Raw genomic sequence first — 26050 nt, forward strand, 5'->3', positions numbered from 1 at the left:
GATGCCGTTGCGTTCCCCGCTGATCCTCGACCTGGACGGTGGCGTGCTGCCGCTGCCACAGGCGCAGACCCTGGCCCTGCCCCAGTGGCACGATCCACTGCGCTTCGCCTGCAGCACTGCCACCCTGGACCGTTTCGCCGCCGAAGTGCTGGCACCGCTGCCCGCGCAGCTCGGCACCGTGATGCTGGGCAGTGGCGACTTCCATCACCTCAGCCTGCCGCTGCTGCAGCGCATGTGCCCGCAGCAGCCCTTCCAGCTGGTAGTGCTGGACAACCATCCGGACAACATGCGTTTCCCGTTCGGCATGCATTGCGGTTCATGGGTGAACGCCGCCAGCAAGCTGCCGCAGGTCTCACACATCCACGTGCTCGGCATCACCTCCAGCGACATCGGCCTCGGCCATGCCTGGGAAAACCACTGGCGGCCGCTGATGGGCGGGCGCCTGACGTACTGGTGCATGGACGTGGACGTGGGCTGGGGCCATCGCCTCGGCATGGGCCGCGCGTTCCGGCGGTTCGAGCACCCGGAGGCACTGGTCGCCGCGTTCGCCGCCGAGCAGGCCAAGTCGCCGCAGCCGACCTATCTGTCGATCGACAAGGATGTGTTCGCCGAAGACGTCGCCCGCAGCAACTGGGACCAAGGCCATTTCCAGCTGGAAGACGCGCTGGTGGTGATCGAAGCACTGCGCGCCGGCGGTCTGGTTGGCAGTGACATCACCGGCGAAGTGTCGCTGGCCCACTACCAGAGCCGTTTCAAGCGCTGGCTGTCGTCGCTGGATGGCCAGCCTGACGTCAGCGCCGAGGATCTTCCCGTCTGGCAGGCACGGCACCAGCAGGTGAACCGCGAGCTGCTGGCCGCGATGGCCGCCATACCGACGGCCTGCTGACCGCGCCGGTCATGCCGGCCAGCGGCCGGCACTACACTGGACTCCTACCCCCGGAGCCCTCGCCATGCCCCAGACCGTCATCCCGCAACTGCGCATGCGCCACGCAGACACCACCCTGCCGTTCTACGTGCAGGGGCTGGGTTTCGTGGTCGACTGGGAACACCGCTTCGAACCCGGCTTCCCACTGTTCGCCCAGCTCACCCGCGACGGCCAGACGATCTTCCTCACCGAACACAGTGGCGACTGCGAGGTCGGCGGCGCGGTGTACTTCATCATCGAGGATGTCGACGCCCTGCACCGCGCCTTCAGTGCCGCCAGCGTGCCCATCGAGCAGCCGCCGCATGACACCGAATGGGGCAGCCGGGAGATGCTGCTGCGTGACCCCGACGGCAACCGCCTTCGCTTTGCCAGCGATGCCGACTGAATCGGAAGGGCTTGAGGTGGATATACGAAACATATACGCTTCGTATATATACACTTCCAGGACCGCCCATGGGCATCGTCAACATCGATGACACCCTGCACGACCAGCTTCGCCGTGCCTGCACCGTCTCCAGCCGCTCGATCAACGCCCAGGCCAACTTCTGGATCCGGGTCGGCATGCTCTGCGAGCTGAACCCGACGCTGAGCTTCCAGGACATCGTCGCCAGCGAGCTGCGCGCGGCCGGCGTGCAGCCGCCGCTGCTGCCCCCGGGTCAGGCCTGAGCCGATGGGCATCATCAAGCGCCCCGACGAGATCGCGCTGATGGCCGAATCCGGGCGCCTGCTTGCGCAGGTGTTCGCCGCGCTCGACCAGCTGCCGCTGCAGGGCCGAAGCACGATGGAGATCAACGACTTCGTCGAGCGCATGATCGTCGATGAGCTGCAGGCGCGGCCGGCCAGCAAGGGCCAGTACGGCTTCCCGTATGTGCTCAACACTTCGATCGACAACGTGATCTGCCACGGCGTTCCCAGCACCACCGACGTGCTGCGCAACGGCCAGATCGTCAACCTCGATATCACCCTGGAAAAGAACGGCTACATCGCCGACTCCAGCACCACCTATCTAGTGGGTGAGGTCGACTACGCCGCGCGCAGGCTGGTGCAGACCGCCTATCAGGCGATGTGGAAAGGCATCGCTGTGGTGCGCCCCGGTGCACGCCTGGGCGATATCGGCCATGCCATCGCCCGTCATGCGCGCAGCCACGGCTACAGCGTGGTGAAGGAATACTGCGGCCACGGTATCGGCCAGGAGATGCACGAGGAGCCACAGATCCTGCACTACGGCCATCCCAACACCGGCAGGGTGCTGGAAGAAGGCATGGTGTTCACCATCGAGCCGATGCTCAACCAGGGCAAGCCGGCCATCCGCCAGCAGCCGGACGAATGGCCGGTCTACACGCGCGACGGCAAGCTGTCGGCGCAGTTCGAACACACCGTGGCAGTCACCCGCAATGGTGTGCGCGTCCTGACCCTGCGCCCCGGCGAGACACCGTTGTGCGCGATGGATGCCGTCTAGAGCGGACGTTGCTGCATCCCGGCACCCTCGCGCACGGCGCGCTTCCGCGCCGTCAGCGGCTCGCGCACCCGCTGTGCCGCATAGCCAACGCTGGCTGCGAGAATGAAGGTGTAACCAAGGAGCTCGGTGGTCTCCTCGATGGTGTTCTTGAACACACGGATGTACTGGTCACCCAACAGTCCGGTCCACAACGACGTCATGCCGATCAGGCGCGAATAGAACAGCAGCAGGACCAGGCCGATCGTCATCACGGTACCCGGCCGGGATACGAGAAAACGCACCAGCGCCTGCATGGCCCGGCGCCAGTCGCGGCTGGCCCAGGCCAGTGAGCCAATGATCAGCACGGCCACCGGATACTTCCAGAAGCCGTGTGCGACCAGATCCAGGGCCTCATCCATCTCACGCAGGAGCATGCAGGCGAACAGCGCTGCCGCCAGAACGGCAAAGGCCCGATCATCGGCACGCCGCAATGCAAGCCGGACGAAGGCAGCCACGCTGGCGACCAGGAAGCCTTCCTGGGTCAGCTCGACCAGCGACCACTCGCCGACTGCATTGCCCAGCCAATGGATGTCGAGCCACGCCAACGCAGGCGGAAGCGCCATCATCAGGCCGAACAGGAAGGTGCGCCCCAGGTGGGACAGGAGCAGCTGTAGATTGTCTTTCATGCAACACCGATGCCGCACCGTGGCGGTCGTACAACGAGAACACAGGCGACCGGGGGGCTGCCGAACGACGGCATGCGCGGCGGGGTCGCGACCAGGCGCGCATTATCCGCGCTGTATCCGGCCACGTGAACCGTATCGGTGGAACACACACGCAACACCGGCGTGCGTCACGCACTCATGGCGATAGAGGACGCAACAGCAACAACGTCGCCAGGCAGAACATGAAGACCGCCACACCTCCATCCAGCACACGCCAGGCGCTCGGCCTGCGGAACACCGGCTGCAACAGGCGCGCGCCGTAGCCCAACGTGCAGAACCAGGCCACACTGGCGAGGCAGGCACCGGCGGCAAAGGCCCAGCGCAGATCGCCCGGATAGCGCGTGGACAGGCTGCCCAGCAACACCACCGTATCCAGATAGACGTGCGGGTTGAGCAGGGTGAAAGCCAGGCAGGTCAGCAGTACCTGGCGCCCACTGCCGCCCTGCGCCTCGGCGGCGGCCAGCGCGCTGCCACCTCGCCACGCGCGTAGCCCTGCCTGCAGGCCATACCAGAGCAGGAAGGCCGCGCCACCGAAACGCAGCACCTGAAGCAGCAGCGGCCACTGCAGCACCAGCGCGCCCATGCCGCCAACGCCGGCAAGGATCAGCGCGATGTCCGCCCCTGCGCAGGCCAGCACTACCCTCCCCACATGGCGCTGCTGCAGGCCCTGGCGCAGCACGAAGGCGTTCTGCGCGCCGATGGCGATGATCAGGCCGGCACCTGCGAACAGGCCGGCGGCGGTAGCGGCAATCCACATCAGGACAGGCCAGGCAGCGAAGGGATGCGCAGGGTGCGGCCAACGGACGCGTTAAGACAATCTGATTTTTCTTTATCCTGTGCAGAAAAACTGAAGAGGCTGACGTGGACCTGGTACATCCGCAACTGTCCGCATTTGCTGCAGTGCTGGAAGAAGGCAGCTTCGAGGCCGCCGCACGCCGGCTGTCGATCAGCCCGTCGGCACTGTCGCAACGGATCAAGGCCCTGGAGGACCGGCTTGGCCAGGTGCTGGTGGTGCGCCAGGCACCGTGCCGGCCCACCGCCGCCGGTGAGGCACTGCTGCGCCGGGTACGGCCGATGCAGGCGCTGGAGGCCGAGGCAGTGGCCGAACTGCTGCCCGAACGCGGCAGTGACGCTGCGCGCACGCCAATCCCCTTGGCGGTCAACGACGACTCGCTCGATACCTGGTTCGTGCCCGCCATCGCGGACCTGCACCAACGTCACGGCTACCTGTTCGACCTGCGCATGGACGACCAGGACCACACCCTGCAACTGCTGCGCGACGGCAGTGTGCTGGGGGCAGTCACCGCCGAAAGCCAGCCGGTGAAGGGCTGCAACGTGCACCCGCTCGGCGCGATGCGCTACCACGCCATCGCCTCCCCCGGCTTCGCCCGCCAGTACTTCAGCGATGGCATGCAGGCCGCAGCCTTGGCGCGCGCACCGATGCTGGTGTTCAACCGCAAGGATGAACTGCAATGGCGCTTCGTGCGGCGCCTTACCCGCGCGCGGCTGCAACCGCCGTTACACTATCTGCCCTCCTCCACCGGTTTCGTCGAAGCTGCCGCGTGCGGACTCGGCTGGGGCATGGCCCCGGAAACGCTGGTCGCGCCTGCTGTACGCGCCGGACGCGTGGTGGTACTGGAACCCCGCCGCTGGCTCGATGTGCCGCTGTACTGGCAGCATGCCGCCGTGCGTTCAAGCACGCTGCAGCACATCACCCAGGCGCTGCGCACTGCGGCCAGCGGCACCCTTCGTTGAGGACGATCCAATGACCACAGACCCGGGCTTCACACGCCGACCACTACCGTTTGCCCACTTCTTCACCACAGGAACGGCATGCGCGTGAGCCGCCGACGGACAAGGATGCGCAGCGCCATGGGCGTGGCCAGCATGGCTCTGGCGGCCTGCCTGCCGTTCGCCACATCGGCGCAGCCTCTCACCGATGCACCGGCATTGGATTGGGAGCAGGCGCGGCAGCGCCTGGAACAGGTCTCCGATGCACTGGCCGCCGCCGATGCAGCGGTGCGCAACAAGCAGGACCTGCAGGACGCCACCCGCCTGCTGCGCCTGCCGGAGATCACCGGCGAAGTGCGCCGGCTGCAGTTCCAGAAGACCCTCACGCTGCCACTGGGTTCGCTGGCACCGGTGGCCGAGGCCTATGGCATCGACTCGCCGCTGTCGTTCACCGAACGCGACTGGCGCACCCGCCCGGTGGTGACTGCGGTGCTGCCGCTGTACACCGGCGGCGTGATTCCGGCCGCGCAACGTGCCGCCAGCGCCGCGCACGAGCAGGCCAGCGCCGAGCGCGAAGCACAACGCCAATCGCTGACCGTGCAGCTGGCCCAGGCCTATTTCGGCCAGCGCCTGGCCGAGCAGGCAGTGGATGTGCGCCGCGACGTACGCGATGGCCTCAACCGCCACCTGTCCGACGCAGAGAAGCTGGAACGCGAGGGCTTCGCCACCCGCGCGCAGCGCCTACAGGCCACCGTGGCCCGCGACAAGGCCGAACGCGAATACCAGAAGACGGTGAACGACCTGGCCACGCTGAAGGCCGCGCTGGCCACGCTGCTGCGCAGTGGTGGCGAGGTACAACCGGTGTCGCCGCTGTTCGTGCAGCGCGTGCCGCTGGAACCGGTGGCCAGCTTCGAGCGCACGGCGCAGGCGCGCCAGCCGCAGATCGCACGCCTGCGGGCGATGGTGGCGCAGGCCGAACAGGGCGTGCGCGTGCAGCAGGCCAAGCTGAAGCCGCAGATCTTCGCCTTCGGCCAGTACGACTTCCGCCGCCGCGACGAGATGCTGACCGATCCGGACTGGGCGTTCGGCATCGGCCTGAAGTACACCTTCCTGTCGCCGAACTCGCGGCCGGCGCAGATCAGCGCCGCGCGTGCGCAGCAGGAACAGGCCGAAGCCGGCCTGCGCGAGGCCGAGAACCAGGTCGCGCTGGGCGTGCGCAAGGCCTGGAACGAACTGGAAACCGCGCGCCAGCAGTACGTGCTGCTCGACAGCAGCATCGCCCAGGCACAGGAAAACCTGCGCCTGCAGGAGCTGGCGTTCCGCGAAGGCCAGGCCACCTCGTTGGATGTGATCGACGCGCGGCTCGGCCTCGGTGGAGCCCGTGTCGAGCGCGCGCAGGCCGCCTACCAATACGATATTGCGCTGGCACAGTTGCTGGAGGTCAGTGGGCAGATGGACCGTTTCGAAGAGTTCCGGCGACGTGCGGACGAGGTGATCGACCATGAGTGATGTGCTGCACGACGATGCGACGACGCCCCCGGCCAAGCGCCGCCTGGGCCCGATCCTGATAGTGGTGCTGCTGGTCGTGGTCGTGCTCGGCCTGTGGCTGGCCTGGCGCAGCCCGGCCGACCAGATCCAGGGCATGGCCGATGCGGACACCATCAACGTGGCCGCCAAGATCACCGCGCGCGTGGCCGAACTGAAGGTGCGCGAGGGCGACCGCGTGCAGCCCGGGCAGGTGCTGTTCCTGCTCGACAGCCCCGAAGTGGCCGCCAAGGAACAGCAGGCGCACGGCGCCCTGGCCGCCGCACAGGCCGTGGCCGACAAGGCCGACGAAGGCGCGCGCAGCGAGGACATCCGCGCCGCCGAAGCGAACTGGAAGCGGGCCGAATCCGGTGCGACGCTGGCCGAAGCCACCTACCAGCGCGTGCAGAACCTGTTCAACGAAGGAGTAATGACCCGGCAGAAGCGCGATGAAGCGCATGCCCAGGCCACCAGTTCGCGCGAACTGGCCCGTGCCGCCCGCGCGCAGTACGACATGGCGTTGGCCGGTGCACGCGAGCAGGACAAGCGTGCCGCGCAGGGCCAGGTGCAGCAGGCACAGGGCGCGGTGGCCGAAGTCAACGCCGCGCGTGTCGAAGTGGAAGGGCGCGCGCCGGTGGCCGGGGAGATCAACAAGCGCATGGCCGACCCGGGCGAACTGGTGCCGGCCGGCTACCCGGTGTTCACCCTGGTCGACATCGATCGCATGTGGGTGGCGATGAACCTGCGCGAATCGCAGATGCAGGGCCTGAAGGTCGGCAGCAAGCTGCAGGGCAGCGTGCCGGCACTCGGCCTGGACGGCGAGTTCGAGGTCTACTTCATCAATCCGGCCGGCGACTATGCGACCTGGCGCACCACCCGCCAGTCGTCCGGCTACGACGTCCGCAGCTTCGAGGTGCGGGTGCGCCCGGTACGCCGCATCGAGGGCTTCCGCCCCGGCATGAGCGTGCTGTTCGCATGGCCCCAGCACTGAGCCCCGGCCAAGGCGGCTTCGCCGCCTCCTGGCGGCGCGAGCTTCGTTCGCTGCGCGGCAACCGTGCGGATCTGATGCTGGTCACCGTGCTGCCGCTGCTGATGCTGGTGGTAATGGCGTGGATGTTCACGCCCTCGGTGATGCGCGACATCCCGATCGCCGTGGTCGACCTCGACCACAGCAGTGACAGCCGCCTGCTGTTACGCATGCTCGACGCCAGCCCCGGCGTGCGCATCGCAAGCCAACCCGTGGACATGGAAGACGCGCGTTCGCAGCTGCGCAGCCTGGACGTGTTCGCCATCGTGCTGGTGCCGCGCGACGTGACCCGGCAGGCGCTGCGCGGGCGCCAGGGCACGGTGTTCGCCTATTACAACGCCACCTACATGACCACCGGCCAGTCCGCGTCGCGCGATATCGGCGACGCGGTCTCGGCCTGGAACGCGCGCCTGCTGCGCGAGCGCATCGGCCTGCAGGTCGGCCCGGCCAAGCTGCGCGCGGCGCCCATCGCGGTGCAGTCGGACATCCTCTACAACCCGGCGCGCAGCTACGAATTGTTCCTGCTGCCACTGATCTTCCCGGCGGTGCTGTCACTGGTGCTGGCGCTTGCGGTGGCCGGCAGCCTCGGCCGCGAGATCCGCGACGGTACCCTGCCCGCCTGGCTGGGCCGCACGCCGTGGTCGGCGATTGCCGGCAAGGTCGCGCCGCACATCCTGCTGTTCTCGCTGTATGGCGCGCTCGGCATCGGTTACCTGGCCTGGCTGCGCGGCGATGGTGTGGCTGGCAGCGTGCTCCTGCTGCTGCTCGCACAGCCCCTGTTCTATCTGGCCACCGCCGCCTACGCGCTGTTCTTCGTCGGCGTCACCCGCGACATGGGTACTGCGCTTTCCGCGGTCGGCCTCACCATCGGCACAGCACTGGCGTTTTCCAGTGCCACCTTCCCGGTGCTGGACGGCCCCCTGTTCACCCGCATCTGGCATCAGCTGCTGCCACTCAGCGCCTACATCAAGCTGCAGACCCAGCAGCAGTTCATCGGTTCGCCGCTGCAGGTTTCGGTGTGGCCGTTGGCCACATTGCTGCTGATGGCCGTGGTCGCAGGAGGCATTGGCGGCCTGCGCCTGATCGCCTTCGCGCGTACGCCCGAAGCCGCACAACCGGCAGGAGCTGACGCATGAGCGCACTCTGGCGCAGCCTGCGGCAGACCCTGATGGCGGTGCTGTGCGACCGCTACGCGATCGTGGTGATGGTCGGCGCGGTGATCCTGTATTCCTTCTTCTACCCGGCCGCGTACCGCCACCAGGTGGCCGGCAACCTGCCGGTGCTGGTGGTGGACGAAGACCACAGCGCGACCAGCCGCGAGCTGCTGCGAAAGCTCGATGCACTGCGGGTTGCACGCGTGGCCGGGCAACCGGCGGACATCGACAGTGCGCGCCAGCAGCTGGAAGCCGGCCACGCCGAGGGCATCGTGCTGATTCCGGCAAACCTGGAGCGCGACATCCTGCGCGGCCACCCGGCCAAATTGGTGCTGCTCGGCAACGGCGCCTACCTGGGCCGTGCCAGCTGGGTGCTGGGCAGCGTGGCCGATGCGCTCGGTGCGTTCGGGCGTGAGGCGGTGGTCAGCCAGGCCGCCTTCATGGGCGCGCCGCAGGCACCACCGGTCACCCTGGTGCAGCGCCCGCTGTACAACACCCAGGAAGGCTATGGCAGCGCCATCGTGCCCGGCGTGGCCGAGCTGATCGTGCACCAGACGCTGTTGATGGGCATCGGCGTGCTGCTGGGTGGACGGCGCCTCGCGCTCGGCCGGCGCCTGCGCTTCGACCTGCCCACGCTGGCCGGCATGGCACTGGGCTTCGGCTTGATTGGCCTGTTCGGCCTGTTCTACTACGCCGGTTTCACCGCTTGGGTGCAGGACTATCCACGCGGCGGCAACCCACTGGGTCAGCTGCTCGGCGGCACCCTGTTCATCGCCGCCACGGTGGCCTTTGGCCTGTTCGTCGGCAGTTTCTTCCGCACCCGCGAACGCGCCTTCCAGTACATCATCGCCACCTCGATCCCGCTGTTCTTCCTGGCCAGCCTGTCATGGCCGGCAGTGATGACGCCACAACCGCTGGTCTGGCTGGCGCATCTGTTGCCGACCACCTCCGGCATCAACCTGATGGTGCGCCTGAACCAGATGGACGCCAGCCTGGCCGAAGTCGGCCACGAACTGATCACCCTCACCGCCCTGCTGCTGCTCTACGGCAGCCTCGCCACCTGGCGCCTCCTCGCGAAAAAGGGGACGGAGGGGATTAAGTCGTAAACGGCCGGTTTGGGGAATTGCGACTTAATCCCCTCCGTCCCCTTTTTCCGTAACGACGAACGCCGGCGCGGGGCCGGCGTTCGAGTACTGCAGTGTGGAAGGGGAAACGGGGTCCGGCAGCGACCGATCAGCGGTAGACGCGTTCGCAGCGGCGCTCGACCACGCGGTCACCGTTCTTCTGCTGGCTGTTGCCCTGGATCTGGCGGCCGGCCGCACCGCCGGCCACGGCACCGGCCACGGTTGCAAGCTTCTTGCCGTTGCCGCCGCCCACCTGGTTGCCGAGCAGGCCACCGATCACTGCGCCGGTAGCGGTACCCGTGATGCGGTTCGGATCGCGCGAGTTGCGCTGCACTTCCACGTTCTTGCAGACCACGCGGCTGCCGTCGTTGAACTTGCGTCCCTCATCGCGCGGCCCATAGGTCTGCGCGCCGGCCACCGACGAAGCCGCCAGCAGGGTGCCCAGCACAAGCAATCGGGTCGAGGTCTTCATGGCCATCTCCTGAGTTCCGGTATGACGCAAGTGTCCTCCCGCGGTTGGCAACCGGAAGTGAAATACGCGTGTCCGCCACTTCATTGGCCATCGCACGTTCAGGAAGAAAATCCGCGCCCATCGCGACCAGCCGTCGCGATGGGCGCCGTCTCCCTACCGGCGTGCTGCCTTGCTAGAACTCTTCCCAGCCACCGGCGTTGGCGGCCAATGTTGGTTCGATGCGTGGCGACAGCGGCGCGGGCCGGCGTACCGGCGCAACCGATGCCGCCACGGCTGCCAGCGCCGGGCGCACCGCTGCGGTGGCCGTCACCGCCCCCGTGCGGAACACCGAAACCGCCTCGGCCAGCAGGTTGGCCTGCTCCTCCATCGAGCGCGCTGCAGCACTGGCTTCTTCGACCAGCGCGGCATTCTGCTGGGTGGTCTCATCCATCTGCACCACCGCCTGGTTGACCTGTTCGATGCCCGAGCTCTGCTCCTGCGAGGCAGCAGAGATATCGGCCATGATGTCGGTCACGCGCTGCACCGAGGCCACGATCTCGCCCATCGTGGTGCCGGCCTGGCGGACCAGCGCCGAGCCGTCGGCGACCTTGCCGACCGAATCCTCGATCAGGCCCTTGATCTCCTTGGCCGCGCCCGCCGAGCGCTGCGCCAGCGTACGCACCTCGCTGGCCACCACGGCAAAGCCCCTGCCCTGTTCCCCGGCACGCGCAGCTTCGACCGCCGCGTTCAACGCGAGGATATTGGTCTGGAAGGCGATGCCATCGATGACCGAGATGATCTCGGCGATCTTCTTCGACGCGGCTTCGATGGCCGACATCGTGGTGACCACCTGGCCGACCACCTCACCGCCCTGCGAAGCGACACCATGCGCGCCGATGGCCAGCTGGTTGGCCTGCCGCGCATGCTCGGCGTTCTGCTTTACGGTGGAGGTCAGTTCCTCCATCGACGCTGCGGTCTCTTCCAGGTTTGCCGCCTGCTGTTCGGTACGCCGCGACAGGTCGGTGTTGCCCGAGGCGATTTCACCCGCTGCCAGGTTGATGCTGGAAGCACTGCTCTGGATGCGGCCAACGATCTGCTTGAGCTGATCGACGGTGGCATTGCAGTCATCACGCATGCGCGCGAACACGCCATGGAAATCACCCTGCATGCGCACGGTCAGGTCGCCGCGCGAGATGGCCTGCAGCAGGGTCGACACCTGCACCAGGTTCTCGTCGGTGGTCTGCATCAGGCGATTGAGCCCTGCCACCATGTCGCGGAAATCGTAGGCGAAGCGATCTTCATCACCACGCAGGCTGAAGTCGCCTGCCGCGGCCGCTGTCGCCAACCGGCGGATCTCGCTGTTGATCGCCGACAGGCTGGACTTGGTTTCGTCCATCGCCTGTGTGATCGCCGCCTTCTCGCCGGGCAGCGGGTCCATGTCCACCGACAGATCGCCGCGTGCGTAGTGCTTCATCACTTCGATCAACCGGTTCTGTACCTGCACGTGCGATCCAACCAGCGCATTGGTCTCATGCACCATGCGCCCGTAGTCGCCGGGGAACGCGCTCTCGTCCATGCGGTAGCTGAGGCTGCCGGCATCGTGCTGGCGGGCCAGCTCGCCCTGTGCCGCCATCACTGACTGCAACTGTGCCTGCATGCGCTGCATCGACTTCAGCAGCTGGGTCACCTCGTCGTTGCCGGTGGCGTCGATGCTGCTGTCCAGGCGTCCACTGGCGATGCCGTCGGCCAGCTTCACCGCTCCTTCCAGCGGGCGGGTCAGGCTGCGGGTGATCGCCCAGGCCGCCAACGTCCCCAGCAACAGGCTCAGTGCTCCGAACGCGATCGACAGCGTGCCGGTCCACGATTCGGTTGCGCGGTACTCTTCGCGGCTGCGTTCGGTCAGTGTCTCCTGGTGGCGCAGCAGGGCCGAAATGGATTCATTCCAGGCCGTTGCCAGACCGTGCTCGGCCAGCAGCTCCTTCGCGGCCCCATCAAAATCCCCCGCCTTCATGCGCTCATGCAGTTGCTGGGTTGATGCATCGGTGGCCTTGCGGGCCGCCTCGATGCGCGCGACCAGGGTATCGCCGGTAGCGTCACGCGGAATCTTGATGTACTTGGCCCAGATACCGTCATAGGTCCGCGACAACTCCTGGGCACGCTGGTAATCCTTGTCGAACTCGTCACCCTGCTTGATCACCATCAGGCGGCGATGCATCAGCACCGCGTTGTTGGTATCAAGCATGTCATTCAACAAACGCATCTTCACCATGTTGACGTCCACCACTTTCTCGAACTGGGCGGATTTCAGCTGATTCCCATACAGCACCAGGCCAACGATGGCCATGATGAACAGCAGCAGCAGACCGAAGCCGGCGCCAAGCCGGGATCCCACACGGAGATTACGTAAGGCAAGCATCTCAATTCCCTTGATCGTGGCCGTACGTTCGATGGCGGCGCAGCGGAGGGAAACTTTACGGGACTTTATATATGGACCGATCCAAATATATGGAACTGTGCAGGCAGTCAGAAAATGCAGCGATGGATAATGGCGCCATATCATTATCGAATACCGCTGACACGCCAGCGCCCGATGAAAATCACGCAGGTTTAACACCATAATCACGCCCCCCATCCAAAGCGACCTAGATTATCTGCGCCGGATACAAGCGCCGCCCGGGCGGGCTACAGTCTGCAGATGACACGGATCCTGCACATCGAAGGCGCGTCCATCAACGACATCGCCAGCCTCTACGTGGAAATCAATCGCGTGTTCATGGCCGACGAAGACTGGCTGCTGGGCGCAAGCCTGGACGCGCTTGATGACCTGCTTCACGGTGGCTACGGCGCTCTCGCCGGCCATGCCACCGCCACGGTGGTATGGCGTGACATCGCCCACAGCCGCGAGGCACTGGGCCGCGAGACCACGCGCGCCTGGCTGCAGTCGAAACTCGATCAGGGCGGCAGGTTCAATGGTCCGGCCATCCACGCTCAGTTGACGGCACTGGCGCTTGGCCAGGGACAGACCTACTTCGAGATCGTCATGGAGATCTTCGGCAGCCATCCGCAGATCACCCTGGTGCCTGGCTGAGCGCGCTGCAGCGACCAGCCCCCATCCGCTCAGACCTTGGCCAGGGCCTCGCCCAGACGGCGCGGGAACGCCACTTCGCTGGCCAGGTGCCATGCGCGTGCATTGGCGCCCAGCCGGGTCCACTCGGCCTCATCCATCGCCAGCGCGCGCTCGACGGCCTGTTCCAGCGCCTTCTCATCCACATGCCAGGTCCTGGACAGATGGCAGGGCTCACCCTCGTGCGCGGCAACCAGGATGCCGCGGCTGTCGTCGATCATCTGATTCATCGGCGCGCCGTCGCAGGTGATCACCACCGCCCCGCAGCTCATCGCTTCCACCAGGTAATGGCCCCAGCCTTCGGTCTGCGACAGGCACAGGTGGAACGCATGTTCGTTCTGCAGGCGCTGCACCTCCTGGTCGGGCAGCCGCTCGCGGACGATCCGCAGGTTCGCGGCACCGCCCTCATCTTCGTCCGAAGGGCCGCCGCGCAGGATGGTCAGCAAGGGCCATTCAGGGTGCCGCTTCCAGACATTGACGAGTGCAGCCGTCCCCTTCATGCGGCTGGTACCGGCCGCATGCAGGAAGCTGCGCGGCCTGCGTGGCACCGCCGGGTCGTAGCGGTCACGGCTGCAGAAACCGACTTCCAGCGCGCGCATGCCCAGCGCGTTGAAGATGCGCGTGGCTTCTTCGGTCTTGGTGAGCAACGCATCGAACCGCGGCAGGATCCGCAGGCTGCGTGCGGACACCCATTCCGGATTCGGAATCAGAAGATTGACCTCGGCCAGTCCGAAGCTTGCCGGCCGGACATGTTCCAGCGAAATGTTGATGTCGAACCGGGCCGGCGTGCGCCCCAGGCTCAGCCACGAGGCCAGCAGTCTGCGCAGGCGCATCCCGCGCAGTTTCCAGGCACCCCCATTGCGCACCGCGTCCAGGCGACTGACCGTCACCGTGTGCCCGAGCTGCTGCAACGAGCGCTCGATCACCTGGATGTCATGGGACAGGCCACGCTGGTTGTCGGCGGCCAGCAGATGGATATGCGCCATCAGGACGGACTCCCTGGCCGATGCAGATCGCGCGCCGGCAAGGCGGTCGCCAGCATGAAGCCCAGCACCAGGTAGAAATAGAACGAATGCGGCATCGCCCGGTAGAACACGTTGTCCGTGAACGCCGAAAGCGCATAGACGATGACCACGGCAAGTCCGGCGGTGGCGATCATCGCGGTGATGTCGTCGGCGTGGCCGAGGCGCCGCACGAAATGAATGCCGGGCAGGATGAAGACCAGCAGCATGATCAGCAGCAACGGCACGCCACCGGTCACCGCCGCTTCCAGGTACTCGTTGTGCGGGTGGTTGTAGCGGAAGATCGACTCGGACACCTCGCCGCGGGCGATGCCCTCACGTGCATAGGTACCGAACTGGTTCAGGCCCACCCCCGCCACGGGATGCTCGGCGAAGGCGTCGACCGCCACGCCCCACATGGCGATGCGCTCACGGACCGAGCCGACCTCGTTTTCCTGGTTGAAACCGGAGATCTCGCCACTGACCTCACCGAAGCGCTGGATCACCTCGTGGTTCAGCACCGAGGTGGCGCCGACCACGCCAATGACCAGGGCACCGACGAAGGCCAGTGCCCCCCGCCAGCGCCGGGTCCGCCGGACGTGCACCGCAATCACCATCAGCATGGCGGGAATGAACGCCAGGATCGGCCCGCGGCTCTGCGCCAGGATCGAACCGTAGACGCCGACGGCGATGGCCACGCCGTGCAGCCAGCGTTCGGCCGGATGCACATTGGGCTGGATCAACCGGATGACCGAGAACAACGCCATGCACAGCGTCACCATGGTGAACTCGATGGCCGTCCATTCGCCGCCACTGAAACCGTGCGCGCGTTCAAGGCCCATCACGTGGTGCTGCACGATGCACGACCCGCCGAAGACCAGGGTGGACACGGCGAAGATCTTCCAGATCAGGCGCCAGTCCAGCGCAGTGGCGAACACGGCAGCGGTACCCAGGTAGAGCAGTGTCTGCGCCGGCAGATCCAGCTCGTTCCAGCGCAGCCCGTGCCAGAGGATGCTGTAGAAGGCATAGGCCAGGCGCAGGAAGCAGACGATCACGATGAACCGGGCGATGCGGTAGCGCAGGCGGACATCGGGCTGGCGGCGGATCAGAACCACGCCGGTGACCAGCAGGGCCAGCAGCAGCACCGCCTTCAGCAAGGTATAGGGTGCGGAGCCGGCAAGCGGAACGATGGCGACCAGGATGCTCAGCAGGACGGTACGCCAGGTGTAACGAGGTTCGGCGGCCATGCAGGCTGCAGTCATGCTTGTTCTTTCCATCAACGCCCGCCCGGGGATAAGTCGCCCCGGTTTCCATGGAGGCCGCTTGGCGGAAATCGCCGGGGCTGACACTACCGTGGGCCCCTGGGGAAATCAACCAAAGTGCCAGCGCAGGGGCGCAGGCGTTGGCGCATGGACAGCCCCCGGGCCCAGCGCGGGTGCCGCGGATCATCGACCGCCCCAGGTCGCTACACTAATGACCTCTCCGGCCATGCCTGCGCGTGGCCACGCCCCGACGCCCTGCCAAGACGCGAAACGCCCCAAGTGACTGATACAAAAGACAACACCAGCAACGCCAAGGCGTCCAAGGAACACACCCCGCTGATGAAGCAGTTCTTCGCGGCCAAGTCCGATTACCCGGACCTGCTGCTGTTCTTCCGCATGGGTGACTTCTACGAACTGTTCTATGACGACGCCCGCAAGGCGGCGCGCCTGCTCGACATCACCCTGACCCAGCGCGGCAGCTCCGGCGGCGCGCCGATCCCGATGGCCGGTGTGCCGGTGCACGCCTATGAAGGCTACCTGGCACGGCTGGTGGCGCTGGGCGAATCGGTGGCGATCTGCGAGCAGATCGGCGACCCGGCGCTGGCCAAGGGCCTGGTCGAACGCAAGGTGGTGCGCATCGTCACCCCGGGCACCGTCACCGACGAGGCACTGCTGGATGAACGCCGCGACACCCTGCTGATGGCGCTGTCGCGCACGAAGCAGGGCTACGGCCTGGCCTGGGCCGACCTGGCCGGTGGCCGCTTCCTGGTCAACGAAGTGGAAACCGACGACGCGCTGGAAGCCGAACTGGCGCGCTTGGAACCTGCCGAGTTGTTGGTGCCCGACGAAGAGAACTGGCCGGAGTTCCTGCGCCAGCGCACCGGCGTGCGCCGCCGTGCGCCGTGGCTGTTCGACGCCGACAGCGGCCGCCGCCAGCTGTTGAACTTCTTCAAGCTGCACGACCTGAGCGGCTTCGGCATCGATGACAAGCCGCGCGCGACCGCTGCCGCGGGCGCCCTGCTCGGCTATGTCGAGGAAACCCAGAAGCAGCGCCTGCCGCACCTGACCTCAATCGCGATGGAAACCGCCGGCGAGGCGATCGCGATGAATGCCGCCACCCGTCGCCACCTGGAACTGGATACGCGCGTAGACGGCGATACCCGCAATACCCTGCTGGGCGTGCTCGACAGCACGGTGACGCCGATGGGCGGCCGCCTGCTGCGGCGCTGGCTGCACCGCCCGCTGCGCCTGCGCGAAGTGCTGGTGCAGCGCCACCATGCGGTGGAAACCCTGATCGATCGCGGCAGCGACGCCGACATCCGCGAACAGTTCCGTCGCCTCGGCGACCTGGAACGCATCCTCACCCGCGTCGCACTGCGTTCGGCGCGCCCGCGCGACTTCTCCACCCTGCGCGATGGCCTGGGCCTGCTGCCGGCGGTGCGCGAGGTGCTGGCGCCGCTGGATTCACCGCGCCTGCAGGCCCTGCATGCCGCGCTGGGCGAACACGACGAATGCGCGCAGCTGCTGGCCAGCGCCATCGCCGAGATGCCGCCGCTGAAGCTGAGCGATGGCGGCGTGCTGGCCGATGGCTTCGATGAAGAGCTGGACGAGCTGCGCCGCCTGTCCACCCACGCCGACCAGTTCCTGGTCGACCTGGAACAGCGCGAGCGCGAAAGCAGCGGCATTGCCACCCTGAAGGTGGGCTACAACCGCGTGCACGGCTACTACATCGAAATCAGCAAGGGCCAGTCCGACCGCGCGCCGGTGCACTACACCCGCCGCCAGACGCTGGCCAATGCCGAGCGCTACATCACCGAGGAACTGAAGGCGTTCGAGGACAAGGTGCTGTCCGCGCGCGACCGTTCGCTGTCGCGCGAGAAGTACCTGTACGAGCAGCTGCTGGATACCCTTGGCGGGCAGCTGGAACCGCTGAAGCAGTGTGCCGCCGCGCTGAGCGAACTGGATGTGCTGGCGGCCTTCGCCGAACGCGCGCAGGCGCTGGACTGGGCGCGCCCGGAACTGCAGGCCGAGCCGTGCCTGAAGATCGAGCGCGGCCGCCACCCAGTGGTCGAGGCGGTACGCGAGCAGCCGTTCGAACCCAATGATCTGGACCTGCATCTGGACCGTCGCATGCTGGTCATCACCGGCCCGAACATGGGCGGTAAATCGACCTACATGCGGCAGAACGCGCTGATCGTGCTGCTGGCCCACATCGGCAGCTTCGTGCCGGCCAGCCGTGCGCTGATCGGCCCGATCGACCGCATCCTGACCCGCATCGGCGCCGGTGACGACCTCGCCCGCGGGCAATCGACCTTCATGGTCGAAATGGCCGAGACCAGCTACATCCTGCATCACGCTACCGCGCATTCGCTGGTGCTGATGGATGAGATCGGCCGTGGCACCTCCACCTACGATGGCCTGGCCCTGGCCGACGCGGTGGCCCGTCACCTGGCCTACCAGAACCGCTGCTACACGCTGTTCGCCACCCACTACTTCGAGCTGACCGCGCTGGCCGACGAGCAGCACGAGGGTGGCCGCAGCGGCATCGCCAATGTGCACCTGGACGCGGTCGAGCACGGTGAGGCGCTGGTGTTCATGCACGCGGTGAAGGATGGCCCCGCCAACCGCAGCTTCGGCCTGCAGGTGGCGGCACTGGCCGGCTTGCCGCGCGCCACCGTAGCGCAGGCACGCCGTCGCCTGGCCGAGCTGGAGCAGCGTGGCGGTGAAAGCCATGCCGCCGAGTTGGCGCCGCAGGCGTTGGATGCACCGCAGCAGTTCGGCCTGTTCGCGGCACCGTCGAGCAAGGCGCAGGACGCGCTGGCGGCAATCGACCCGGACGAACTGACGCCGAAGCAGGCGCTGGAAGCCCTGTACCGGTTGAAGGCGCTGCTGTAACCGCGGCGCACGCCCATGGCCTCCCGCCCACCTTGCGGGAGGCCCGTTGAAAGACTCTGCAAATCCTATTCTGCGTTTCAATTGACAGAATCTATCAACCTGAATGGATCATTCGATTATTCATTTCATCTGGCCATAGCTAAAGTCGAGTGAAGATGTTTCTCCCACGTCTTCACCGCCACCAGGAGCCAGCCGATGAGCCAGTCCGACAACAACAACGCCAAGTGCCCGTATCACAGCGCCCCGTCGCCGGAGCAGGGCGCCGAGCAGCAGCGCGAGCTGAGCACCACGCCCAAGCAGAAGCACGGCGACGATCCGGTCACCCCGATGACCACGGCCTTCGGCGCGCCGGTGGTGGACAACCAGAACAGCAAGACCGCCGGTCCGCGTGGCCCGCTGCTGATGGAAGACGTGTGGCTGCTGGAGAAGCTGGCCAACTTCAACCGCGAGATCATTCCCGAACGCCGCATGCACGCCAAGGGTTCGGGCGCCTACGGCACCTTCACCGTCACCCACGACATCAGCAAGTACACCCGCGCCAAGCTGTTCGAAAAAATCGGCAAGCAGACCGAGATGTTCGCCCGCTTCACCACGGTGGCCGGCGAGCGTGGCGCCGCCGACGCCGAGCGTGACATCCGCGGCTTCGCGCTGAAGTTCTACACCGAGGAAGGCAACTGGGACCTGGTCGGCAACAACACGCCGGTGTTCTTCCTGCGCGACCCGCGCAAGTTCGGTGACCTCAACAAGGCGGTCAAGCGCGACCCGCACACCAACCTGCGCAGCGCGCGCAACAACTGGGATTTCTGGACGCTGCTGCCCGAAGCCCTGATGCAGGTGACCGTGGTGATGAGCGACCGCGGCATTCCGCGCAGCTTCCGCCACATGCACGGTTTCGGCTCGCACACCTACAGCTTCACCAACGCCGACGGCGAACGCTTCTGGGTGAAGTTCCACTTCGTCAGCCAGCAGGGCATCGAATCGCTGACCGACGCGCAGGCGCAGATCCTGGTCGGCCATGACCGCGAAAGCCACGGCCGCGACCTGTTCGCCGCGATCGAGAAGGGCGACTTCCCGAAGTGGAAGCTGTTCATCCAGGTCATGCCGGAGCTGGAGGCGGAAACCTACCGCGTGCATCCGTTCGACCTGACCAAGGTGTGGCCGAAGAGCGACTACCCGCTGATCGAAGTGGGCCAGTTCGAACTGAACCGCAATCCGGTCAACTGGTACCAGGACGTTGAGCAGTCCGCGTTCGCACCGAGCAACCTGGTGCCGGGCATCGGCCCGTCGCCGGACAAGATGCTGCAGGCACGCCTGTTCGCCTATTCCGATGCGCAGCGCTACCGCCTGGGCGTGAACCACCACCAGATTCCGGTGAACGCCGCGCGCTGCCCGGTGCACAGCAACCACCGCGACGGTGCGATGCGCGTGGACGGCAACTACGGCGGCCTGCCGCACTACGAGCCGAACAGCTACGGCCAGTGGCAGGAACAGCCGCAGTACCGTGAGCCGCCGATGAAGATCCGCGGCGACGCCGACTTCTGGAATTTCCGTGAGGACGACGCCGACTACTTCAGCCAGCCCGGTGCCCTGTTCCGCAGCTACAACCAGGCACAGAAGGACCGCCTGTTCGCCAACACCGCCCGCGCCCTGGGCGATGCACCGGACTTCATCAAGCAGCGCCACATCGACAACTGCAGCAAGGCCGACCCGGCCTACGGTGCCGGCATTGCCGCGGCGCTGAAGGCGCTGGCCAGCCAGCCGTCGGATCCGTTCAAGCCGGCGCAGCCGGAAGCGGACTTCCCCACCGCGACCCCGGGCGCCGAGGACATCGAGCTCTGATCGCCCTCCCCCGTGTACGGCACGCCGCCTCCCTGTGAGGCGGCGTCGCCGTTTTAACGGTCCGCGTCGTACCTTCTGCACGCCCAACCCCAATCAAGGATTCCGCAGATGAGCCTGACCGATGAACTTCTCGCCAAACTGCAGGGCGCCCCGCTGCAGCAGGTGTCGCAGCAGCTCGGCATCAGCGATACCCAGGCCTCCGGCGCGATCTGTGCCGCGCTGCCGGTGCTGATGGGCGCGCTGGGCAACAACGCCTCGCAGCCGCAGGGCGCGCAGGCGCTGCTCGGCGCATTGCAGAACAATCACAGCGGCCTGGACCTGGGCAGCGTGCTCGGCTCGGTACTGGGCGGTGGTGGCGGTGGTGCCGCCAGCGACGGCGCCGGCATCCTCGGCCACATCTTCGGCGGCAGCCAGCAGAAGGTGGAAACCGGCCTGTCCCAGGCCACACAGCTCGACAGCGGCCGCACCAGCCAGCTGCTGCAGATCCTTGCCCCGATCGTGATGGCCTTCCTTGCCCAGCGCCTCGGTGGCGGCCAGGCCGATGCCGGCTCGCTCAGCCAGGCCCTCGGCCAGGAGAAGCAGCAGGTGCAGCAACAGGGCGGTCTTGCCGGTGGCCTGCTCGGCAGCCTGCTGGACCAGGACGGTGATGGCCAGCTCGGTGTGGGCGATCTGCTGAAGATCGGCGGCAGCCTGCTGGGCGGCAAGCGCTGAGGCATGCGGGCGCCGGACCCGGTCCGGCGCCCGGTTGCTTACAACGCGTCGATATCACCGCGCACGGCCCTGGCCGCGCGTGGGGCCGGTTGCCGTGGGCATGAGGGCCATTGTTGATGGCCCTGCCCGCCTGCTAGCGTGTGTGGCCTATCACAAGGGAAGTGAAACGCTCATGATCGGTCGCAGACGCACGGTGCTGTTCGACATTCCGTCCGACAGCGACCAGTTTTCCGGCGGCGGTCACGCCAGAACCGCACGCGCCCTGGCCAACACGCTTGAACAGCTGCAGGTGCGCTCCGCGACCATCGGAATCGAAGGGCCCTGGGGTTCGGGCAAGTCCACCCTTGTGCAGCTGGCCGCAGCCGAGTTGGACCGGCGTGCCGCAGGCAGGTTCCGGTTCTTCAATTACGACTTGTGGGCCAATCAATCGACAGGCTTCCGCGCCACGTTCACCGAAAGCCTGCTGATCTGGATGCAGGAGCAGGATGAAACGCTCAAGCCCTTCTGCCGCGAACTGGCAGACAACGTCTCCGCCAGGAAAGTACGCACGCATACCAGCAACCGGAAGCTGTTCAGTGGTTTTGGCCTGGTCGCCCTGCTGAGCCTGCCGCTGCTGCCGATTGTCTACTCCGGCCTGGCATTGTCGCAGCTGCGTGCCGCTGATCCGTCGCCACTGCACATCTTCTCGTCGATGGCGATTCTGGCCACGGTACTCAGTGCCGGTGCGATCCATGTCAAGCGCGCCTATGCCGATGCACCCGAGGACGTCAGAGGGTTCAGCCACAGACTGACCTATGCCCTGTCCAGCGCGATCCGGCTGTTTGACAAGGATGCCGCCAGCACCGATGTCGAGCAGAAGATCAATGAGCATGATTCCACGCAGCATGGCTTCAGGAAGCTGCTTGCCAACATTTCATCTGAATTCCAGAACGATGATCGCCGGCTGGTCATTGTCCTGGACAATGTGGACCGGCTGCCGCCCTCGCGCATCCCGGCCGCCTGGGCGGACATCCATTCGATCACGGTGGATTCCTTCGAATCGCGCAGTCCATCGACTGGAAATCTGCTGATCGTGATCCCCTATGATCGCGGTCATGTGCTTTCCGCCATGCACGGATCGCGGGGTGGCGGCAGCCACCAAGAGCAGGCGGACCTGCTGCGAAAGACCTTTGATGTGTCGTTCGTGGTTTCAGCGCCGGTCCTGTCCGATGCTTCGGAGTTCTTTTCCTGCCAGCTCCGCAAGGCGCTGCCGGAAGGCACCAATGCACTCGCGTGCGACCAGGTCTACAGGATGTTCGCCGCTGCCGATCCTGACCAAGCGCAGACGCCACGACGGATCATCTCGTTCATCAACGACCTGACCTCGATCACCGACCAGTGGTGGGAGGAAATTCCGCTGCAGACCGCTGCATTGTTCGTCGCCACCCGCCACTCGCCAAGGCTGCTCGAGACGATGCACGGGCGCCCGGAGGGCCTGGAGCCGGCGCTGGTCAAACTGGCCGACGATGAGCATCTGCAGGAGCACCTGGCCGCCCTGTGGTTCAACGTTCCGGTCGCCCACGCAACGCAGATCCTGCTGCCCGACCTGATCCTGGCCGCCTTGTCCGCCCCCGGCGATGATGCGCAGCGCCTGCTGGAGCTGAGCTCACGATCCGGGTTCTCTCATCACCTTGAAATGACGGTGAGGACCTTGGGCCTTCGCCCGATTCGCGCGAGCGATTTTTCCAGCATCGCCTCGAGAATCTCCCGGCTGGATGCCGGCAACAGGGATGTGCAGGCATCACTGGCACTGCTGGTGAAGTTCATCCCGAGTGTGTCCGATGTGGATGCCGGACATCTCACCACGCTGCAGGGTACATTCGATTTGCTGCGCATCTGCAGCAGGGAACTGGCGACGTCGCTGGGACGTGGGCTGGCCGCCCTGGTAAGCGAGGCGGGCGTGAACTCCAAGTATGGTGGCATCGGCATCGGCCGCGCCTGGGCCGAGTTCATCAATGCCCTGCTGGACCGGGTGTCAGAGGCATTCGATGCGGACCTGGCAAAAGCCGTTCTCGTCGAGATCCGGCTGCCCTCCAATGCGGAGATGTTTGCCGGCATTGCCTGCAGCACGCGGGAAACACTGCTTCTGGACAACCTGGTCCGCATGCATCCCAAGCCGGAGGGGGGCCGGCTGGAGATGGCACTGCTCAAGGTCGCTGACTACAGCGTCGGGGATCTTGGCCTGGCCTGGGAAGTACTGTCGACGCAGCTCGAAGCGGATGCAGCCGCCCGCATCTTCCAACGGGGTAGCCACCGGGTGCTGGATGACATCGAAGCCGAGGCCACGCTGCCCCTGCACCACAGCCTGTTTGTACTCAACAACTTGTTCGAAAACACCGATCGCGGGGAGCTGGCCCAGTCGGCGCGTACCCAGCTCTGCAGCCACCACCTCCTGCTTTCCGCCTGGAGCAAACTGGATCCGGCGTCCGAGGAATTCCGTCTGCTGACCACAGAGTATCTGTGGATGCTGATCGATCCGCTGGACGATGCTGTGAAGCCAGCGGCCAAGGCGAGCATCGACGCCGCGTCGCTCGAGTTGCTCGAATTGCTCGAATCGCCGCGAACACGATTGATCAGGCTGCTGGACGGCCAGGACGTCCCGTCGGCCATTCTTGATGACCTGGTCTCCATGGCAGAAAGCATGGAACGGATCGAGCTGTGGCGGAAGGCGATTTCAACGGACTCAACGCTGCAGGCCGCTGGCCTGCTGCGCGGCGTTGTCGCTCATTTCGATCAGTCCCGCACCGACTGAACAGCCGCTGCGGCATTCCGGCAACGCTCGCCAGGCTGCCGTCCGCCGTCAAGCAGCCGGTCTCGCCATTAGCGAGACCGGACCGCATCACAACGCGTCGATATCGCCCAGTGCACGGATCAAGCGCCGTGCGCGCTTGTCCGGCTTGTGCTCCGGCGGCTGGAAGCCATCGCGCGCGGCAATGCGCAGCGCCCGCTGCTCGGCACGGCGCGCCTTGGAGGCCTCGCTTTCGGCATACAGCTGCTGTGCTGTCGGCGCCGGCCCGCGCTGGTCGCTCAGGCCAAGCACCCGGACCTCGAAATGCTCCTCGCCGCGGTCGACCTGCAGCTGCTCGCCAACACGCACCGCGCGCGAGGATTTCGGGCGCTGCCCGGCGACGCTGACCTTGCCGGTTTCGATGGCCTGCTTGGCCAGGCTGCGGGTCTTGAAGAAACGGGCCGCCCACAGCCAGATGTCCAGACGGACACTGGGCGACAGCGGGGAAAGCTCGGTCATCGGCAGGGACTACTCCGTTCGCTTGTTCAGGGGACGCGGGTTGTCGGGGTCGGTGCGGCAGCCGCTGCCCCCGATCAGGGTAGGTACGCCGGCGGAAAGATCCTGGCGCTGGCTGCCGACCAGGCACTCGGGGCGGTCGGTTGGCCGCACCTGGGTATCGCCCAGCCGGTCACCTGTCGAACATGCGGCCAGTGCGGCACCGATCAAGGCCAGCGCCATGCTCCATTTCACCTGCAGTCGTTGATGCATTGCCACATCCTGCAAACCGGCTTGGTGCTAGTGTGCGCCTCCCGGGATTCGATCACCACTCCATGGCCAAAGCGCCGCTTGACCTGACCTCCGGCCCGATCGGCCGCAATCTTCTGCTGTTTTCACTGCCGATCCTGGCAGGCAACATCGCGCAGTCGCTGAACGGTTCGGTGAATGCGGTCTGGGTCGGGCGCTTCCTCGGCGAGGCGGCACTGACCGCCACCGCGAACGCCAACAACATCATGTTCTTCCTGATCGGCTCGGTGTTCGGCTTCGGCATGGCCTCGACCATCCTGATCGGCCAGGCGATCGGCGCGCGCGACATCGCGCAGGCGCGGCGCGTGGTCGGCACCAGCGCCACCTTCTTCATCGGCCTGTCGGTGATCATCGCCATCGCCGGCTGGTTCATGGCCCATCCCCTGCTGGCGGCGATGGGCACGCCTGCCGCCTCGCTGCCGTTGGCCGAGGCCTACCTGCAGATCATCTTCCTGGCGATGCCGACGCTGTATGCGTTCGCTTTCCTCACCGCCGCGCTGCGCGGTGCCGGTGACTCGCGCACGCCGTTCCGCTTCCTGATGGTGTCGGTGGCGCTGGACATCGTGCTGAACCCGGTGCTGATCTTCGGCATGGGGCCGTTCCCCGCGCTGGGCATTGCCGGCTCGGCCTGGGCCACGCTGGTCGCGCAGACGCTGTCGCTGGCCGGCCTGCTGCTGTACATGCGGTACAAGCGCCACACGCTGTGGCTGGGCCGCGCCGACATGCGCCTGTTCAAGCTCGACATGACCATCCTCAAGGCGCTGGTGATCAAGGGCGTGCCGATGGGCCTGCAGATGGTGCTGATCTCGCTGTCGGTGATCCTGCTGATGACCATGGTCAACCAGTACGGCACCGACACCGGCGCGGGTTACGGCGCTGCCCTGCAGCTGTGGAACTACCTGCAGATGCCGGCGATGGCGATCGGTGCGGCGTGCTCGTCGATGGCCGCACAGAACGTCGGTGCGCAGCGCTGGGACCGCGTGCGCGGCACCGCGCGCCAGGGCGTGCTGTTCAATTTCCTGCTGACCGGCGCGCTGATCCTGCCGCTGGTGCTGTTCGACCGGCAGCTGCTGGCGCTGTTCCTGCCACCGGCCAGCCAGGCGCTGGACATCGCCCGCCACCTCAACCACGTGGTGATTGGCTCGTTCCTGTTCTTCGGCGTCAGCTTCGTGATCTCCGGCGTGGTGCGCTCCACCGGCGCAGTCATTCCGCCGTTGCTGATCCTGGCCGGCTCGCTGTGGGGCGTGCGCGTGCCGTTCGCCGAACTGCTGCAGCCGTACTGGGGCGCCGATGCGATCTGGTGGAGTTTCCCGGTCAGCTCGCTGGTGTCGATGCTGCTGTCGCTGGCGTATTACCGCTGGGGCGGCTGGCGCAAGGCGAAGATGATGGGCAAGCCCTCGCACGCCGAAGAACTGGCCACGCCGTCGGAGATTCCGGCCTGTCCGCCGTCGCCGGTGGCCGACCCGGATGCCGCGCTGGAGTCAGCGCCGCCGCGTTGAGGTGGGTGCGGACCGTTGGTCCGCACAGGCCTGTCAGCCGAGCATGGGC

The 26050-nt window shown here is 66.3% G+C and carries 23 protein-coding genes; 15 read left to right on the forward strand and 8 right to left on the reverse strand.

Features of this window, described 5'->3' with window-relative positions:
• Position 1 precedes the first annotated feature (1 nt).
• The 4 genes from AC13GF_RS01175 to map all read left to right on the forward strand — a co-directional run bounded on the left by AC13GF_RS01175 (position 2) and on the right by map (position 2384).
• A complete protein-coding gene (locus AC13GF_RS01175; protein ID WP_483002842.1) occupies positions 2-886 on the forward strand; it encodes a hypothetical protein in 885 nt (294 codons plus the stop codon).
• Positions 887-950: 64 nt separating this feature from the next.
• Positions 951-1310 (forward strand): bleomycin resistance protein, encoded by a 360-nt coding sequence (locus AC13GF_RS01180; RefSeq protein WP_483002843.1) that lies wholly within the window; start codon positions 951-953, stop codon positions 1308-1310.
• A 68-nt stretch (positions 1311-1378) separates the two neighbouring features.
• Complete coding sequence (locus AC13GF_RS01185) at positions 1379-1591, forward strand: ParD-like family protein (RefSeq protein ID WP_012510456.1); 213 nt, start codon at positions 1379-1381, stop codon at positions 1589-1591.
• 10 nt (positions 1592-1601) lie between these two features.
• The gene (gene map, locus AC13GF_RS01190; RefSeq protein WP_483003685.1) at positions 1602-2384 is read left to right on the forward strand and encodes a type I methionyl aminopeptidase; all 783 of its coding nucleotides are present in this window, start codon (positions 1602-1604) and stop codon (positions 2382-2384) included.
• Here the strand turns inward: map and AC13GF_RS01195 are convergent.
• Together AC13GF_RS01195 and AC13GF_RS01200 are read right to left on the reverse strand one after the other, a co-directional pair.
• The gene (locus AC13GF_RS01195; protein ID WP_483002844.1) at positions 2381-3049 is read right to left on the reverse strand and encodes a hypothetical protein; all 669 of its coding nucleotides are present in this window, start codon (positions 3047-3049) and stop codon (positions 2381-2383) included. The two genes, map and AC13GF_RS01195, sit on opposite strands and share 4 nt — an antisense overlap.
• Before the next feature lie 175 nt (positions 3050-3224).
• Positions 3225-3845, reverse strand: a complete 621-nt coding sequence (locus AC13GF_RS01200) for a LysE/ArgO family amino acid transporter (protein WP_483002846.1) — start codon at positions 3843-3845, stop codon at positions 3225-3227.
• A 104-nt stretch (positions 3846-3949) separates the two neighbouring features.
• Here AC13GF_RS01200 and AC13GF_RS01205 point away from each other — a divergent pair, with 104 nt between their 5' ends.
• The 5 genes from AC13GF_RS01205 to AC13GF_RS01225 all read left to right on the forward strand — a co-directional run bounded on the left by AC13GF_RS01205 (position 3950) and on the right by AC13GF_RS01225 (position 9630).
• Complete coding sequence (locus AC13GF_RS01205; RefSeq protein WP_483002847.1) at positions 3950-4843, forward strand: LysR family transcriptional regulator ArgP; 894 nt, start codon at positions 3950-3952, stop codon at positions 4841-4843.
• Positions 4844-4921: 78 nt separating this feature from the next.
• Positions 4922-6328, forward strand: coding sequence for a TolC family protein (locus AC13GF_RS01210; RefSeq protein WP_483002848.1), 1407 nt, complete (start codon positions 4922-4924; stop codon positions 6326-6328).
• Positions 6321-7334, forward strand: coding sequence for an HlyD family secretion protein (locus tag AC13GF_RS01215; protein WP_483002850.1), 1014 nt, complete (start codon positions 6321-6323; stop codon positions 7332-7334). The genes AC13GF_RS01210 and AC13GF_RS01215 overlap by 8 nt, the downstream gene beginning before the upstream one ends.
• Entirely contained in the window at positions 7319-8506 is a 1188-nt protein-coding gene (locus tag AC13GF_RS01220) for an ABC transporter permease (RefSeq protein ID WP_483002851.1), read from the forward strand. The genes AC13GF_RS01215 and AC13GF_RS01220 overlap by 16 nt, the downstream gene beginning before the upstream one ends.
• Complete coding sequence (locus AC13GF_RS01225) at positions 8503-9630, forward strand: ABC transporter permease (RefSeq protein ID WP_483002852.1); 1128 nt, start codon at positions 8503-8505, stop codon at positions 9628-9630. The genes AC13GF_RS01220 and AC13GF_RS01225 overlap by 4 nt, the downstream gene beginning before the upstream one ends.
• Positions 9631-9757: 127 nt before the next feature.
• On the opposite strand, the gene AC13GF_RS01230 is transcribed toward AC13GF_RS01225, so the two are convergent.
• Together AC13GF_RS01230 and AC13GF_RS01235 are read right to left on the reverse strand one after the other, a co-directional pair.
• Positions 9758-10126, reverse strand: a complete 369-nt coding sequence (locus tag AC13GF_RS01230) for a glycine zipper 2TM domain-containing protein (RefSeq protein WP_032127541.1) — start codon at positions 10124-10126, stop codon at positions 9758-9760.
• Between the two features lie 166 nt (positions 10127-10292).
• Positions 10293-12515 (reverse strand): methyl-accepting chemotaxis protein, encoded by a 2223-nt coding sequence (locus AC13GF_RS01235; RefSeq protein WP_483002854.1) that lies wholly within the window; start codon positions 12513-12515, stop codon positions 10293-10295.
• 279 nt (positions 12516-12794) lie between these two features.
• Between AC13GF_RS01235 and AC13GF_RS01240 the strand changes: the two genes are divergently transcribed.
• A complete protein-coding gene (locus tag AC13GF_RS01240) occupies positions 12795-13187 on the forward strand; it encodes a barstar family protein (protein ID WP_483002856.1) in 393 nt (130 codons plus the stop codon).
• A 29-nt stretch (positions 13188-13216) separates the two neighbouring features.
• Here AC13GF_RS01240 and AC13GF_RS01245 read toward each other — a convergent pair whose 3' ends face one another.
• Both AC13GF_RS01245 and AC13GF_RS01250 read right to left on the reverse strand, forming a co-directional pair.
• A complete protein-coding gene (locus AC13GF_RS01245; protein WP_483002858.1) occupies positions 13217-14209 on the reverse strand; it encodes a glycosyltransferase in 993 nt (330 codons plus the stop codon).
• Positions 14209-15486, reverse strand: a complete 1278-nt coding sequence (locus tag AC13GF_RS01250) for an O-antigen ligase family protein (RefSeq protein ID WP_483002860.1) — start codon at positions 15484-15486, stop codon at positions 14209-14211. The genes AC13GF_RS01245 and AC13GF_RS01250 overlap by 1 nt, the downstream gene beginning before the upstream one ends.
• A 339-nt stretch (positions 15487-15825) precedes the next feature.
• On the opposite strand from AC13GF_RS01250, the gene mutS reads away from it, so the two are divergent.
• The 4 genes from mutS (at position 15826) to AC13GF_RS01270 (ending at position 23722) form a co-directional block, all read left to right on the forward strand.
• A complete protein-coding gene (gene mutS / locus AC13GF_RS01255; RefSeq protein ID WP_483003687.1) occupies positions 15826-18381 on the forward strand; it encodes a DNA mismatch repair protein MutS in 2556 nt (851 codons plus the stop codon).
• 195 nt (positions 18382-18576) lie between these two features.
• Positions 18577-20220, forward strand: coding sequence for a catalase (locus AC13GF_RS01260; RefSeq protein ID WP_483002862.1), 1644 nt, complete (start codon positions 18577-18579; stop codon positions 20218-20220).
• A 108-nt stretch (positions 20221-20328) separates the two neighbouring features.
• Positions 20329-20931: a DUF937 domain-containing protein gene (locus AC13GF_RS01265; RefSeq protein ID WP_483002863.1), complete on the forward strand. Its 603-nt coding sequence runs from the start codon at positions 20329-20331 to the stop codon at positions 20929-20931.
• 100 nt (positions 20932-21031) lie between these two features.
• Positions 21032-23722, forward strand: coding sequence for a P-loop NTPase fold protein (locus AC13GF_RS01270; RefSeq protein WP_483002865.1), 2691 nt, complete (start codon positions 21032-21034; stop codon positions 23720-23722).
• An 87-nt stretch (positions 23723-23809) separates the two neighbouring features.
• Here AC13GF_RS01270 and AC13GF_RS01275 read toward each other — a convergent pair whose 3' ends face one another.
• Both AC13GF_RS01275 and AC13GF_RS01280 read right to left on the reverse strand, forming a co-directional pair.
• On the reverse strand, positions 23810-24217 hold the full coding sequence (locus AC13GF_RS01275) for an RNA-binding S4 domain-containing protein (RefSeq protein WP_483002866.1): 408 nt from the start codon (positions 24215-24217) through the stop codon (positions 23810-23812).
• Between the two features lie 9 nt (positions 24218-24226).
• The gene (locus AC13GF_RS01280; RefSeq protein WP_126928318.1) at positions 24227-24466 is read right to left on the reverse strand and encodes a hypothetical protein; all 240 of its coding nucleotides are present in this window, start codon (positions 24464-24466) and stop codon (positions 24227-24229) included.
• Positions 24467-24528: 62 nt separating this feature from the next.
• Between AC13GF_RS01280 and AC13GF_RS01285 the strand changes: the two genes are divergently transcribed.
• On the forward strand, positions 24529-26001 hold the full coding sequence (locus AC13GF_RS01285) for an MATE family efflux transporter (RefSeq protein ID WP_483002867.1): 1473 nt from the start codon (positions 24529-24531) through the stop codon (positions 25999-26001).
• Positions 26002-26050 lie beyond the last annotated feature (49 nt).

It is taken from the genome of Stenotrophomonas sp. 22LJNL06-5-1, assembly GCF_056861455.1.